Origin of the sequence: Pseudomonas sp. 06C 126 (genome assembly GCF_001855215.1) — a bacterium.
In the GTDB taxonomy this organism is placed as follows: domain Bacteria; phylum Pseudomonadota; class Gammaproteobacteria; order Pseudomonadales; family Pseudomonadaceae; genus Aquipseudomonas; species Aquipseudomonas proteolytica.
This window is the reverse complement of the sequence record NZ_MIFU01000151.1, coordinates 103,190-117,844: the sequence shown is the minus strand read 5'-3', so window position 1 is coordinate 117,844 and position 14,655 is coordinate 103,190. Positions and strand designations below refer to the sequence as shown.

At 62.4% G+C, this 14,655-nt stretch carries 11 protein-coding genes; 3 read left to right on the top strand and 8 right to left on the bottom strand.

From position 1 onward, the window contains the following. The first annotated feature begins 223 nt into the window (after nt 1-223). Nucleotides 224-484 carry a YebG family protein gene (locus BHC62_RS26805; RefSeq protein ID WP_003188807.1) on the top strand — a complete coding sequence of 87 codons (261 nt, stop codon included), beginning with the start codon at nt 224-226 and terminating at the stop codon, nt 482-484. A 53-nt stretch (nt 485-537) separates the two neighbouring features. Here the strand turns inward: BHC62_RS26805 and BHC62_RS26800 are convergent, their stop codons facing one another. Next, nucleotides 538-1,557: a Glu/Leu/Phe/Val dehydrogenase dimerization domain-containing protein gene (locus BHC62_RS26800; RefSeq protein WP_029295541.1), complete on the bottom strand. Its 1,020-nt coding sequence runs from the start codon at nt 1,555-1,557 to the stop codon at nt 538-540. 185 nt (nt 1,558-1,742) lie between these two features. Between BHC62_RS26800 and BHC62_RS26795 the strand changes: the two genes are divergently transcribed. After that, nucleotides 1,743-2,546 carry a SirB1 family protein gene (locus BHC62_RS26795; RefSeq protein WP_029295542.1) on the top strand — a complete coding sequence of 268 codons (804 nt, stop codon included), beginning with the start codon at nt 1,743-1,745 and terminating at the stop codon, nt 2,544-2,546. Between the two features lie 81 nt (nt 2,547-2,627). On the opposite strand, the gene BHC62_RS26790 is transcribed toward BHC62_RS26795, so the two are convergent. The 4 genes from BHC62_RS26790 to hmgA form a co-directional block, all read right to left on the bottom strand. Continuing rightward, nucleotides 2,628-3,986, bottom strand: coding sequence for an aromatic acid/H+ symport family MFS transporter (locus tag BHC62_RS26790; protein WP_070996831.1), 1,359 nt, complete (start codon nt 3,984-3,986; stop codon nt 2,628-2,630). A gap of 113 nt (nt 3,987-4,099) precedes the next feature. Then, the gene (maiA, locus tag BHC62_RS26785; RefSeq protein WP_070996829.1) at nt 4,100-4,735 is read right to left on the bottom strand and encodes a maleylacetoacetate isomerase; all 636 of its coding nucleotides are present in this window, start codon (nt 4,733-4,735) and stop codon (nt 4,100-4,102) included. Nucleotides 4,736-4,747: 12 nt separating this feature from the next. Continuing rightward, on the bottom strand, nt 4,748-6,046 hold the full coding sequence (gene fahA, locus BHC62_RS26780) for a fumarylacetoacetase (protein ID WP_070996827.1): 1,299 nt from the start codon (nt 6,044-6,046) through the stop codon (nt 4,748-4,750). A gap of 3 nt (nt 6,047-6,049) precedes the next feature. Further along, on the bottom strand, nt 6,050-7,333 hold the full coding sequence (hmgA, locus tag BHC62_RS26775) for a homogentisate 1,2-dioxygenase (protein WP_070996825.1): 1,284 nt from the start codon (nt 7,331-7,333) through the stop codon (nt 6,050-6,052). 119 nt (nt 7,334-7,452) lie between these two features. On the opposite strand from hmgA, the gene BHC62_RS26770 reads away from it, so the two are divergent. Then, nucleotides 7,453-8,241, top strand: a complete 789-nt coding sequence (locus BHC62_RS26770; protein WP_070996823.1) for an IclR family transcriptional regulator — start codon at nt 7,453-7,455, stop codon at nt 8,239-8,241. 43 nt (nt 8,242-8,284) lie between these two features. Here BHC62_RS26770 and BHC62_RS26765 read toward each other — a convergent pair whose 3' ends face one another. The 3 genes from BHC62_RS26765 to BHC62_RS26755 all read right to left on the bottom strand — a co-directional run bounded on the left by BHC62_RS26765 (nt 8,285) and on the right by BHC62_RS26755 (nt 14,193). Further along, nucleotides 8,285-10,825, bottom strand: coding sequence for a LuxR C-terminal-related transcriptional regulator (locus BHC62_RS26765; protein ID WP_070996821.1), 2,541 nt, complete (start codon nt 10,823-10,825; stop codon nt 8,285-8,287). 179 nt (nt 10,826-11,004) lie between these two features. Continuing rightward, nucleotides 11,005-12,372, bottom strand: coding sequence for a DUF1329 domain-containing protein (locus tag BHC62_RS26760; RefSeq protein ID WP_029295549.1), 1,368 nt, complete (start codon nt 12,370-12,372; stop codon nt 11,005-11,007). Between the two features lie 30 nt (nt 12,373-12,402). After that, nucleotides 12,403-14,193 carry a DUF1302 domain-containing protein gene (locus BHC62_RS26755; RefSeq protein WP_070996819.1) on the bottom strand — a complete coding sequence of 597 codons (1,791 nt, stop codon included), beginning with the start codon at nt 14,191-14,193 and terminating at the stop codon, nt 12,403-12,405. Nucleotides 14,194-14,655 lie beyond the last annotated feature (462 nt).

Here is a 14,655-nt window from a genome sequence, read left to right as displayed (position 1 = left end):
AAGCCCAATCGCTGCATACACAGCGCCCGAGGAAGGTAAGCCACCGGACAAATCCAGCGCAACCCCGGCAAGTTGTCAGAAATTTTCCTTTGTAGCAAAGCCCCATTTCCCGACTACATTAAAAAGCTGCTACCCAAACCCCCTGGATTGGCTTATCCTTTTAGCTGTATATAAATACAGTAGTCGCAATAGACAACTATCGTGAAGGCATGTGAGGTGGTGAATGGCCGTCGAAGTGGTATACCGCAGCAGCCGAGATCTGGAGCGTTTGTTCATGGATAAAGCCGAAGCTGACCGTCATGACAAGATGCTTGAACTCGCTGAGTTGCTCGCAGAAGTGTTGCAAAAAGCCGTGCCGTCCCTGAGTGAGCAGCAGGTGGAGGAAGCCGGGATCTACATGGCGAAGAATCGCGATGTGTTTGCCAAGGCGTTCAAGAGCCAGCCGGACGCGCTGTCCGAGTTGCTGAACCCCGCGGCGGAATAAAGCCCGAATTGAACAGGCCCTGAATCGATGATTCAGGGCCTTTTTAATAAGTGCTAGGCGTACAGCAGGCGCTCGGCCAGTTCATCGGCGACCCGCGCGGGTGAGCGTTTTTCGGCTTGGGCGTGGGCGAAGATTTCGGTCAGGCGTGTACCGATGTTGGACAGGTGTGCGGTGATAGTCGCCAGGTCCGCGCCACCGTGCTTGAGGGCGACGTAGATCAGGCCGCCGGAGTTGATCACGTAATCCGGTGCGTAGAGGATGCCACGTGCCTCCAACTGGTCGGCCACTTGCAGGTGGGTCAGTTGTGCGCTGGCCGAGCCGGCCACGGCGGCGCAGCGCAGTTGGGCGACGCTCTGGCGATTGAGCACGGCGCCCAGGCCGCAGGGCGCGAGGATGTCGCACGGGGTGCTGAGCAACGCATCGTTGGCAATCGGGTGGGCGCCCAGTTGCTCCATGGCCAGTTGCACTTTGCCAGGGTCGATATCACTCACCAGCAATTCGGCGCCGGCGGCGTGCAGTTGTTCGGCCAGGGCGTAGCCGACGTTGCCCAGGCCCTGGATTGCCACTCGCAGGCCTTCCAGGTTGTCGCTGCCCAGGCGGGCCATGGCGGCGGTGCGGATGCCGGCGAATACGCCCATGGCCGCATGGGGCGAAGGGTCGCCGGCGGCGGTGGTGCTGGTGACAAAACGGGTGTGCTGGGCGATGCAATCCATGTCGGCCACGGAAGTGCCGCTGTCGATGGCAGTGATGTAGCGGCCATCGAGCTGCTCGATACACCGGCCGAAGGCTTCGAACAACGCGGCGCGGCTTTCGACATGGGCGGGACGGATGATCACCGCGTTGCCGCCGCCTACCGGCAAACCGGCCAGCGCGGCTTTGTAGCTCATGCCCTGGGCCAGGCGTGCGGCGTCGGCCACGGCGCTTTCGTCGTCGGGGTAAGCCAGGTAGCGACAGCCCCCCAGGGCCGGCCCCAGGCGACTGCTGTGAATGGCAATGACCGCCTTCAACCCGGTCACCGGGTCAACGCTCAGGTGCAGGGATTCAACGCGGGTGCTGTGCATGAGAGCAAACATCGTCGAGCTCCCGAATGACTGCTTGTAGTCGCCAAGTATAGGCCGCCGGGAAAAGGTTGCAGGAGCGCGCAGGAATAAGCAGCCCGTAATTACAGGCTTTGCGACATAACCAGGTAGGCCAGGTCCTAAGGGACTGGACGAAAGTTCTCGGCAAGGCTAAAACGGGACATCCGACGGAGAATGCAATGAATCCCCGCCAAGCCTTTTTCGACTGCCTGCACCGCTCGCCTCCGGCGCTGTTTGAAGCCGCCTTATGGATCGCTGCCGAGCACGACCCTACCGTAGAGCCACGGGCGATCCTGGCTGACTTCACTGTGCTGCACCAGCAGGTCAGCCTGGGCATGCCGCTGCTGCCGGCCGATGAACTGGGCCAGCCGTTGCTGCGGATAATGAATGACCTGGGGTTCGCCCAGGACGACTTCACCCCCTTGCGCCCCGCCGCCGCGCTGTTGGACAAGGTGTTGCAGCGCCGACGCGGGCAACCCCTGGCCCTGGGTCTGATTGCCCTGGAGTTGGCGCGGCGCCTGGGGATTCCCATGGCCGGGGTCAACTTTCCAGGGCACTTCCTGCTACGGGTGAGCGGTGCCGATCATTTGCTCGATCCCTGTGGCGGGCGACGGCTGTACCCCAACGACTGCCGCGAATTGCTGCAACGCCAGTACGGCCCCAATCTCAAGCTGCAAGCCGAACACTTGCGCAGCGCCGAACCGCGGCTGATCCTGCAACGGCTGTCGCGCAACCTGCGGCAACTGTACGTGGCCAATGACAATCACCTTGCGGCGCTGATCGATGCCGAACGGGTGCTGGAACTGGGCGACGCCAATGCCGCCGACTATCTGGCACGGGCCAGCCTGTACAAGCATCTGGATTGCCCGAATGCCGAGCGCTTCGACCTTGAGCATGCGCTGTTGCTCAGCGAGGATCCGGTGCAGCGACTCAGACTGACTGAACGCCTGGGCCACCTGCCACCTGGCGCGGTGGTGCATTGAATGGGGGCGACCGTTAGACCGCGTCGCCCCCATCGCAGCCGCGCCGGGCTCGACAGTTCCCACAGGTAAGCATGGTGTTCTTCAGGTTTTGAGGATATCGCCACGCAGTGAATCTTTTGGCGCCTTGGCCTCAGGCGAACGCACCTGAATGATCAGTAACGCGGCAATCACCGCCGGAATCGCACAGAAGAAGAAAATCTGCTGCACCGGTACATGCATCGCCAGCAGCATGCTGCCAAACAGTGGCCCCAGGATCGAACCAAAGCGCCCGACACCCAACGCCCATCCCGTGCCAGTGGCCCGCACATGGGCTGGATAGAAGTTGCTGGCAAACGCATTGAGGGTCAACTGGCCGCCAATGATGCAAAAGCCCGCCGCAAACACAAATGCCACCAGGTAACGCGGGTTGTCGTGATTGAGCCCCAGCAGAATCGTGCACAGCGCCGCTGCCGCCAGCACACCCGAGAGCAAGCGCACTTTGCTTTTCAGGCGGTCGGCAAACCAGGCCATGCCAATCGCGCCCAAGGTGCCGGCGAACAGGAACATCGAGGTCACCAGGTTGGCTTTATTCAAGGCCATGCCACTTTCCAGCAACAGTGACGGCAACCAACTGATCATGAAATACAGCAGGATCAGGCTGACGAAAAAGGTCGACCAGATCAGCAACGTTGGCCGTGCATAACCATTGCGGAACAACTCCACCACCGTCAGTTTGCTGCCCTGCTCCTGGCGATTCTGTTGTTCGCTGGCCGCCGGTGCCTGCCAGCCGGGCAGCATGCGCTCCGTGACTTTCTGCAGGCGCGCATAGGGCGGCGCATCGCGCAACAAACGCGGTAAGGACTCAGGCAGCAGCCATGCCAGAAACGGGAACAACAACAATGGCGTCACGCCACCGGCGAGGAACACCGCCTGCCAGCCGAAGCTGTCGATAAAGCCCGCCGCGACAAAACCACCCGCCGCCCCGCCGAACGAGAAGCCACAGGCCGCCAACGTCACCATCAGGGTGCGCATACGCGGTGGCGAGTATTCCGACATCAACGCCATGGCGCTGGGCATCGCGCCGCCCATGCCAATGCCGCAGATAAAACGCGCGACCATCAGCGTTTCGAGGGAATTGGCGAACACCATCAACACCGTGAGGCTGGCGTAGATCAGTACGCAAGCGAGCAAAATACGGCGCACGCCGAAGCGATCAGCCAAGGGCGTCACGGCCAGCGAGCCGAGGGTCAGCCCCAGCAGGTTGGCACTGAACACAGGGCCGAAGGCGGCTTTTTCCAGGCCCCAGTCCTGGGCCAGGGCCGGGACCACGTAACCCAGCACCTGGGCATCGTAGCCATCGGTCACCAGCAACAACGCCAACAACAGAAGAATCAACCACTGATAGCGCGACACCGGACGGGCGTCGAGTGCCGCGCGAAAGCTGGCAATCTGATTGTGCATCGCAAGGTACCTATTTTATTTTTATGGGGTATCACTTGTGGGAGCTGGCTTGCCTGCGATGGCGGTGTGTCAGTCAACACCGTCATCGCAGGCAAGCCAGCTCCCACATTGATCTAGGGGGTGTCAGGTTGGTTGGAGGGATGGGCCTGGATAAATGCAGGATGTTTGGCAGCCAAGGCTGCGACGCGCAGGATCCGTGGATAGCTGTCCAGCGCCACTTTGAAGCGCTCCGCCGCGTACAACTGAGGGATCAGAAAGGTATCCGCCAAGCCAGGCTGCTCGCCAAAGCAGTAACCCTGGTCGCCGATCAATTGCTCGACAGCGCCCAGGCCCTGGCTGATCCAATGCCCGATCCATGCCAGCAACTGCGCTTCGTCATGCCCCCACTGGCGCAGGAGGTTCTGGGTGCTGGAGTTGTGCAGCGGGTGAATGTCACAGCCGATGATCGCGGCCACCGCGCGCTCATGGGCGCGGGTCGCCAGGTCCTCGGCCAGTAGCGCGGGCTGTGGATAACGTTCATCCAGGTACTCGATGATCGCCGGCGACTGGATCAGCAGCTCGCCTTCATCGGTGCGCAAGGCCGGGACACGGCCCTGCGGGTTGATCGCCAGGTATTCGGGCTGGCGATTGGCGCCGCCCTTGGGTACCAGCAGGTTGACCGGCAGCGCGGTGAACGCCAGGCCCTTGAGGGCCAGGGCAATGCGCACCCGATAGGACGCCGTGGAACGGTAGTAGGTATAGAGTTCCATGCCCCTGCCCTCTTAGCGCGCCGCGACTACGGTGCCACGGCATTCGCCAAAGCCGATGGAGGCAAATCCATCACGCTGGCAGCGGGCACGCAGGATGATTTCGTCGCCGTCTTCAAGGAACTTGCGCACCTCGCCCGAGGCCAGTTCAATCGGCTTTTTCCCGCCTTCGGTGATTTCCAGCAAGCTGCCGAACTGGCCGGCCGCCGGGCCCGACAAAGTACCCGAACCAAACAGGTCGCCCGCCTGCAATTGGCAGCCGTTGACACTGTGGTGCGCAACCATTTGCGCCACGGTCCAGTACATGTGCTGGGTGTTACTCAGGGTCAGGCGATGGGCCGGCAGGTTCTGCTCGCGCATCGCCGCGGTGGTGAGCAGTACTTCCAGTTCGATATCAAAGCCACCAGCGGCCTGGTCGCGGCTGTCCAGCAGGTACGGCAGCGGTTGTGGATCACCGGCCGGCCGCGCGGGCTGGGCCTTGCGGAACGGTTCCAGGGCTTCGGCCGTGACCACCCACGGCGAGATGCTGGTGATAAAGCTTTTGGACAGGAACGGCCCCAGCGGCTGGTATTCCCAGGCCTGGATATCCCGCGCCGACCAGTCGTTGAGCAGGCAGAAACCGGCGATATGCTCGGCGGCGTCGCCAATGGCAATCGAGTCGCCCATGGCATTGCCCTGGCCGATCCAGATGCCCAGTTCCAATTCATAGTCCAGGCGTGCGCACGGGCCGAAGGTCGGTTCGCTGTGGCCGGCTGGCAGGGTCTGGCCCTTGGGCCGACGCACCTCGGTGCCGGAGGTGCGGATGGTTGACGCACGACCGTGATAACCGATCGGCACGTACTTGTAGTTGGGCAGCAAGGGGTTGTCGGGGCGAAACAGTTTGCCGACGTTCTGCGCGTGCTCGATGCCGACGTAGAAGTCGGTGTAGTCGTTGATTTTCGCCGGCAGGTGCATCTGGCAATCGCTGGCCAGGGGCAACACCTGGGCGCCCAGGGCTTGCAACTTGGCCTGCTGGTCGCTGCCCTCGGCCAGCAATTCCAGCAGGCGTTCGCGCAGGGCAACCCGCGGGCCGCGGCCCAGTTCGAAGAAGGCGTTCAATTGGCCGCCTGCCATGGCGTCGATGGCGCGGCGCGCTTCACCATCAAACAGCTCACGGGCGGCCTGCAGATCAAAAATATGCTCGCCAATCGCCACGCCACTGCGCGGCGCCGAACCGTTGAGGCTGAAGATGCCCAGGGGCAGGTTCTGCAGGGGGAAATCCGTGTGACCGTTGGCCGAGGCCACCCAACTACGGGTGAGAGTGGACTGAGTCATGGTTTATCTCCGATTCGGGTTGAAGGTTGCCGGCAACGTGGCCCAGCAAGCGTCGTAAGTGTTTTGCAGTTGCGGGCAGTCCAGGGCGAACCGGGTCGGGCGCAGCACCTGGCTGGTCTCGAACATGAAGGCCATGGTGTTATCGATCTTGTGCGGCGCCAGGTCCACGGCGATGGCCTTGGTGCAGGTCTCGCCATCCGGGCCGTGGGCGCTCATGCAGCTGTGCAGCGACGCGCCGCCCGGCAGGAAGCCTTCGGCCTTGGCATCGTAGGCGCCCTGGATCAGGCCCATGTATTCGTTCATCAGGTTGCGGTGGAACCACGGTGGCCGGAAGGTGTTCTCGGCCACCATCCAGCGCGGCGGGAAGATCACGAAGTCGAGGTTGGCCAGGCCATGGACGCTGGTGGGCGAGGTCAACACGGTAAAGATCGACGGGTCCGGGTGATCAAAACTCACCGTGCCGATGGTGTTGAAGCGGCGCAGGTCGTATTTGTACGGCACGTTGTTGCCGTGCCAGGCCACCACGTTCAGCGGTGAGTGGTCCAGGGTGCAGCCCCACAGCTCGCCGAGGAACTTCTGCACCAGGGGCGTGGGTTGGGACAGCTCTTCGTAGTGGGCGACCGGGGTCAGGAAGTCCCGCGGGTTGGCCAGGCCATTGCTGCCGATCGGCCCCAGGTCCGGCAGGCGCAGCGGTGCGCCGTGGTTTTCGGCAACGTAGCCGTTCGCCTGGGCATCCAGCAGTTCGATGCGGAATTTCAGGCCCCGAGGCAGCACGACGATTTCCAGCGGCTCGACCTCCAACACGCCCAACTCGGTGGCGATGCGCAGGCGGCCTTGCTCGGGAACGATCAACAGTTCGCCATCGGCGTTAAAGAACACGCGCTCCATGGAACGGTTGGCGCGGTAATGATAGATGCTGATGCCTGAGGGCTTTTCGGCACCGGAGTTGGCCACCATGGCCACCAGCCCATCGATAAAGTCGGTGGGTTCTGCGGGAACATCCAACGGGTTCCAACGCAGGCGGTTAGGCGTGACCTCACCCAGCGGGCCACCGGCCAGTTGCCGTTCCAGTTTGACGAATGCCGGGTGATTGGCCGACGGCTGGATGCGATACATCCAGGTGCGCCGGGCTTCGCTGCGCACCATAGTGAAGGCGGTGCCGGAGAACAGCTCGGTGTACAGCCCGTAGGGCGCTTTTTGCGGGGAGTTCTGGCCGACCGGCAGTGCACCTGGCAAGGCTTCGCTGGCGAATTCATTGCCAAAGCCCGATTGATAATCGAGGGTCATGGATCGTCCTCAGTAAGGAAGTTGTTTTTATCGTAATCCAGTTACGCATAACGTAATTTGCTCCGTATCGACCGTCAAGCTATAAAGACCGCCATTCGTCTTTGGGACACACGTTCTCCATGGAAAAGCCGCCCGCCCCCCGCGACACCGGTAAACAGAAAGTCCGCTCGGCCGAAGTCGGCACCGACATCCTCAAGGCCCTGGCCGAACTGTCGCCGGCCACCTCCCTGTCGCGCCTGGCCGAACATGTGCAGATGCCCGCCAGCAAGGTCCACCGCTACTTGCAGGCCCTGATTGCCTCGGGCTTTGCCGAGCAGAACACCGCCACCAACCATTACGGCCTGGGTCGCGAGGCCCTGCGCGTGGGGCTGGCGGCGCTGGGCAGCATGGATGTGCTGAAAGTCGCCACCCTGCCCCTGGCGCAGTTGCGCGATGAGTTGAATGAAACCTGCTTTCTCGCGGTGTGGGGCAACCACGGCGCGACCGTGGTGCATATCGAACCGGCCGTACGCGCGGTCACGGTGGTGACGCAATTGGGGTCGGTGCTGCCGCTGCTCAGTTCCTCAACCGGGCTGGTGTTCAGCGCCTTCTTGCCAGAGCGCGAAACCGTAGACCTGCGCGCGCAGGAGATCGAGGCCGGCACCGCCCATGCGCTGGCGGACGACCAGGCGTATAGGCAGGCCTGTGAGCAGATTCGCCAGCGTGGCCTGCACTTTGTGCATGGCTTGCTGATGCCGGGGGTCGATGCGCTGTCGGCGCCGGTGTTCAACGCGATGGGGCAGGTGGTGGCGGTGATGACCGTGGTGGGGCCGACCTCGTTGTTCCATGCCGATGAAGATGGGCCGGCGGCCAGGCAATTGCTTGCGGCGAGCCAGGCGGTGAGTTGGCGGATGGGGTATCAGCCCTGACTGCACGCACGTGGGCAAATGTGGGAGCTGGCTTGCTTGAAAATCAGGCCATCAGGCCCAGGGTCTTGGCCTTGGCCACCGCCTGGGTGCGGCGCTCCACCCCCAGCTTGCTGTGGATCCGCCGGGCATGGGTCTTTACGGTGTGCAGCGAGATAAACAACAGATCGGCAATTTCCAGGTTGGAGTTGCCCAGCGCAATCAGTTGCAGCACCTCCAATTCCCGCTGGCTCAGGGGGTTTTCTCCAGGTGCCGCCACCGCCTCTTGAGGTTCAAGCCCCAACTCACAGAGCAACCCCGGCTGGCGCAGGCGCAGTTCACGCACCGCCTGCTGCACCTGGCAGCGCGCCGCCAGGGCCAGCCCGGTTTGCAGCGAGCGCACCGCGTTCGCTCGCTCGCCCAGTTGCCAGGCCACCTCGCCCAACACCAAGTGCAGTTCCACCTCCAGGCATTGCATGCCGCGCTCGCGGGCAGTGTCGAGCAAGGCTGTGAGCCGCTGGATGGGCTGCTCGGCGTGGCGCAGTTTGACTTGGGCCAGCACCAACAGGTATTCCAGCCGGGGGATCAGTTCCAGGGTCGCCGGCGGTGCCTGTTTGGCCTGGGGCCCGTGATAGTGGCGCAGCACCCGGCTGACCGCTTCCTGGGTCAGTTCGGCCCGCCCCTGCTGTAACCAGAAATGCCCGCTGAGCAAGAGCAACACCGCCCGGTACACCGTGTCGGGCACGTGCCGGCGTTGCATCAGGCGTTCGGCGTCACGTAGCTGGATAAACGCCTGGGCGTAATCACCACGATTGGCCGCCAGCATCGCCATCCCAAGGAAACCATAGAGCACACGCTTGTCCTGGCTGTGCAAGCACATGCCCAGGCCGGCTTCGAGGCACTCGGTGGCCAACGCATCATGCCCCTGGCGCAAGGCCAGGTGGCCACGGCGCAAGGCTATCCGGCCCATCAATGGCCCCGCCTTGAGGCGCTGCTGCACCAGCATCGCCTGCACACCTTCCAACAGGCTCTGGGCCCGGTACGGTGCGCCTCGCTGTTCCAGCAACTGCGCATGGTCAAGTTCCAGCACCGCCTCCAACAGCAACGAACCGTTGGCCCGCGCCAGGCACAACGCCTCACGGTTGAGGGCCTGGGCCACGTCCAGTTCGCCGCGCAGCAACGCTTGCTGGGTCAGGCCCGACAAGCACATTAACCGCGATGTCCAGGCGCTGTCCGGCAAGTCATTCAACGCTTCCAGAAAATGCCCGCGCGCAGGTACCGCGTCCCCCCCAAGATGCAACAACCACCCCCACTGCGCCTGCCAGCGCGCCAGCAGATGCCGTTGCAGGGCGGCCGTAGGTTGCGGGGTGAAGCGCGCCAGTTGGTCGATACATTGCGCGGCCTGGTCGAAACGCCCGGCGAACAGCAAGGCGGCGGTGACCAGCCCCACCAGTTGCGCCGAGCCGAGCATCAACTCGTCGCCATGTTGCTCATGCAGGCGCAACAACAGCACGGCGTTTTGCTGGCGGAACAAGTCTTCAAAGCTGAAGTGCTCCAACAGGCTGACCGCCACTTCGTATTCTTCAGCCAACAGCGCCTGCTCAAACGCCGCCTGCCAGTCCTGGGCCGCGGTGAACCATTGGCAGGCGCGCCGATGCCAGGAGCGCCGGGCCGGCCACGGTTCGTCGCGCAGCAACTGGGCCAGGGGCGGGAAGACCTGCAGCCAGTCTGGCGAGTCGTCCCAGGGCTCGATGAACGCACCCAGGGCCTGAAGGTCGCGCAGGTAGCCGGCGCCATCGCCAAACCCGAACAGGTGCTCGCACAGTCCCGGGTTGAAACGCGGCAGATGTGCCAGGACGCGCCAGGCCTCCTCCAATTCTTCGGGCAACGTGCTGAACAACTCGTGCTGCAGGTAATCGAGCAAGGTTTGCGAACGCCCATGCCAGGCGCCGCTGTCGGGATGGTTGTCGCCTTCGAGCAGGGCGATACGCACGCCTGCGCACCAGCCCGCAGAAAATTGCAGGACTTTGTCGGCAGACTGCCCAGCAGCGGCGTGGTGATCGAGCAGTTGCTGGACCTCGCGCTGATCGAACGCCAACTCGGTGCCGCCCCATTCCCACAGCTCATCATCGAGCAGCAACCGCGGCCAATTGCACGCCGGCCGACGCCGCGCGCCCAGCCACCAGGTCAAGGCCGGGCTACTCGAGGCCAGCAGCCGATCGAGCAAAGCATCCAATGCGGGCGCCGCCACCCGGCAATAGTCATCGAGAAACAGCCAGGCTGGCGTTTGCCAGCGGCTCAGGTCCAGCAACAAGCTGGCTTCATCGACAAACGCCAGGCCCAGGCTTTGTGCCAGGCGCTGGCACAGAGCATGAGGGTCCAATGCCGTACCGTTGAGCGCCAACCAATACACCTGGCAGCTCGCCGGTGCCTGCTGGGCGCATTCAGCCAACAAGGCGCTCTTGCCGCTGCCGGCCGGCGCGCACAGCAACCTTACCCGCGCCTGCGTCCCTAGCAACGGGTCGGCCAGGCGGGGGCGCAGCAAATGGTGGGAAGACAAACGTGGCATGAATCCAGGACGATCCAGGCGACGGGTCATGGCGGTCATTACAGCGTCCCTTTTTTATTTTTATGCGGCGTGCGGCCTACCGTAGTCCCCTCGATGGGCGTTGTTGAAGAAGTATTCAGCGGGCTGATTGCCGGGCATAAAAAAGCCGGGCTTCAAAACAAGCCCGGCACGATCAAAGGTCAGCCAGCTCCCACAATGATTGGGTCTACAACTTTGGATCAGCGGACGCCCGAGGCGCGCAGGGCCGAGGGGGTGTAGTCCGCCGCCTTGGCATTGAAGCCGAACACAAAACTGCTCTTCTCCTCGTTCTTCATGCCCAGGGCGATGTAGCGCCCGGCGATGATGTCGTACAGGGTCTCGACGGTGTAGGCCGGGGTCTGGTGGTTGTAGTAGAACTGCGCGTGACCTTCGGCAACGCGCCACAGTTGGCCACGACCGTCGTAGTGATCCACCAGCGCCACCTGCCAGCTGTCTTCATCGATGTACATATGGCGCTTGGCGTAGATGTGCCGCTCGCTCGGCTTGACGGTGCCGACCACCTCCCAGACCCGGTGCAGTTCGTAGCGGGTCAGGTCCTGGTTGATATGCCCGGCCTTGATGATGTCGTCGTACTTGAGCGAAGGCGAGTCGAGCTTGTAGGCGTTGTAGGGAATGTACATTTCCTTCTTGCCCACCAGCTTCCAGTCGTAGCGATCTGGCGCACCGGAGAACATGTCGAAGTTATCCGAGGTACGCAGGCCGTCGGACGCGGTGCCCGGCCCGTCGTAGGCCACTTGCGGTGCGCGGCGTACGCGGCGTTGGCCGGCGTTGTAGATCCACGCCAGGCGCGGTTCCTTCACCTGGTCGAGGGTTTCGTGTACCAGCAACACGTTGCCCGCCAGGCGCGCCGGGGCGGTGACCGACTGTTTGAAGAACGTCAGCACGTTGGCGCCCTTGGCCGGGTCCATGTCGGGGATCAGTTGCGGCACCGCCACTTCTTCTTCAAAGCGGATCGGCGTGTAGCTGCCGTTGGTCTGCGGTGTGGCCTGGGTGATGATGCGCCGCAGGTTGCCGCCGTGGTAACGGGTGATGTGGTTCCACAACACCTCGACGCCAGTCTTCGGGATCGGGAAGGCGTAGTAACGGTTGCCGGTGAAGTTCTCCAGGCCGTTGCCGTCGTTGATCGACTTGACGTTGAGTGCGCTGCGCTTGATCGACTCGTAGATATCGTCGGGCAGGTTGACCGTGCGGTGGGTGGTGTAGACCGGGATTTTGTAAGTCTCGGGGTAACGTTTGAACATCGCCACCTGGCCATCCGACAGCTTGTCCTTGTACTTGTCGACCGTGGCGGCGGTGATCACAAACAGCGGTTTTTCATTGGCGAACGGGTCGGCCAAAAAGCCCTTGCTGTCGACTGCACCGGCGTTTTTCGGGATGCCACCGGTCCAGGCCGGGATCGAGCCATCGGCATTACCGGCCATTTGCGCGCCGACCGGAGTCAAGGTGGTCCCAAGCTTGGCGGCTTCTTCCGCTGACACGGCAGCCATCACGTTGGCGGCCAACAGGCTGAGGGCCAGTACGCCGCACTGCAAAATCATCTTACGCATGGTTATTGTCCTTGTTCTTTTTTAGCCGAATCAGAAGTTCACGCCAAAGCTGAGGGCGAGGAAGTCACGGTCGGTCAGGGTGTTGTAGTCACCGCCAAAAAAGTCGGTGTAGCTCAAGCTCGCGGTGTAGGTGTTGCGGTAGTCCGCATCGACCCCGACGCTGAGCGCCTTGGCCCCCTCGTTGAACAGGCCGTTGGGGCCATAGCCCTTGACGTCATGGGACCAGGACAGGTTGGGCTTGAGGTTGATCCCGGCGATCACGTTGTTGTAATCAAGAATGGCCCTGGCGCGATAACCCCAGGACGTCGCCGTGACGAAGCCGTCGGTATCACCACCAAAGCCGTACTGGCCGTAGACCGAATCGCGGCCGTAGCGCAGCTTGGTTTTGTTCTCCAGCCCGCCCACCCGCACGATGGCCGCCTCGCCCACTACAGTCAGGCGTTCGGCGCCCAGCACCTGGTCGAAGAACTGGGTCATGGTGGTTTGGAACTGGGTGATTTCCTTGCGCCGGTAGCCGGTGTTGTCGGCACCGAATGAGCTGCGAATGGGTGACACGGTGTTACCGGCAATCGGGTTGACCAGAGCCAGGGTCAGGTCTGTGGTGTTGAGTTGCACTGGCGCGTTGGGACGGTAGCTGACTTCCCCGGTCCAGGCCGTGCCGGTGGGCAAGGTGGTGGAAAAGCTGGCGCCGTACAGGCGGATGTCTTCCGGGTAATCGAGGTAGTACTGGCCGCGTCCGAGCATCACGCTCTGCGCCAGGCCGGCGCCACTGCCGGGGGCAATGCCGTTGGCGGTATTGATGATATTGCCGATGGTCGCAAGGTTAGTGTTGGCCGTGAGCGTGCCCACGGTCGGCGTGCGGCTGTGGTAATTCATGAAGTACAGGCCGTACTCGGTGTCATCGCCGAGCCAGCGCAACGCCATGCCGAACTGCCCGGAATCCCGTGCATCACGGTCGGCGGCGCGGCGCACGATCACCCCTTCATCGGTCACGCCAAACCCCTGGCCGAACGCGGCGGCCACCGGTTGCAGCGGGCGGATCGCCGGGCTGCCGACGGTGTAGTTGTCGGTGCAGCCATCGGCCGCCACGTCGCCACCAAAGAAGGTGCCGCAGTTATCCAGCACCGTCTGGTCCCATTCCAGTTGGTAGAAGCCTTCCACGGTCAGTTGGTTGGTCAGGCCCTGGGAGGCGAACAGCATGTTCACCGGAATCAGGCCTTCCTTGATCTCGGCGCCGGGCCGGCGGAAGGCCGAGACGTCGATAGGGTTGATGCTGTTGATGGAGTTGCCGATGAAGGTACTTTCGCCCCAGCTGACCACCTGTTTACCGGCGCGCACGGTGCCCGGCAAATCCCACAGGGAGTAGTTGTGATAGACGAAGGCATCGAGGATCTGCGCCCCGCTGGATTTGGAGCCTTCCTTGCGGTTGTGGTCGCTGATGGGCTTGAACTCGCGGTCTTCGTCCTTGAGTTCGAAGTCGTACCAGTATTTGCCCCGCACAAACACACCGGTATCGCCGTACTTGAGCTCCAGGTCATGCAGGCCCTTGAAGATTTTCGAGAAGGTCTCGCCTTTCTTGAAGTTCAAGCGCCCGTCATCCCCAGTGGAGGCCTGGCCACTGCCGCCATTGACCGTGCCCACCAGCTTGCGGTCGGCATCGCGCATGCCCCAACTGGCACCTACCGACAGCGACGAATCGAATTGCCCCTCGATCTCGCCGATGTTGAATGAAACAGCCTGCGCCTGAACGCAGCAACCCAAAGCAACCGCAGCGGCCAGCGCCTGTGGCCTGAAGATGGCGCGCATTGTTGTTTTTGTCATGCGTCTTCCCCGGTGGTGTGACAGAAGGCCCCACCCTACTGCCCGCCATCAGGAGCGATAAGCGCACCAAGGAGGTATTCGTTTTGTCGCTCGAAAGGATTAGCGCAGGCTCTAGCGCGGGTATTGGCGGGGCTATCGACGTAGTGGATGAAGGGTTATCAAGAGAATGGATAACCCCACGCCCCCTGTAGGAGCGAGCTTGCTCGCGAAGAACGTGAGTACGCCGCGTTAAACCAGACAAAACGCGTCATCGTTCACGTTTTTCGCGAGCAAGCTCGCTCCTACAGGGGGTAGTCACTGTTGTTGTTTTGGTAATAGTCCTTGTCCTGAATCAGTATTTTTCATTCCGCTACAAGGGACTATTCTTACCGGGCTTTCAGAACAAACCATCCGTTTCCTGGAAGCCAGTCTTCAACAGATTGAAGCGAATTTTCAGTCTGTTACCCGTGTTCACTGACGTTG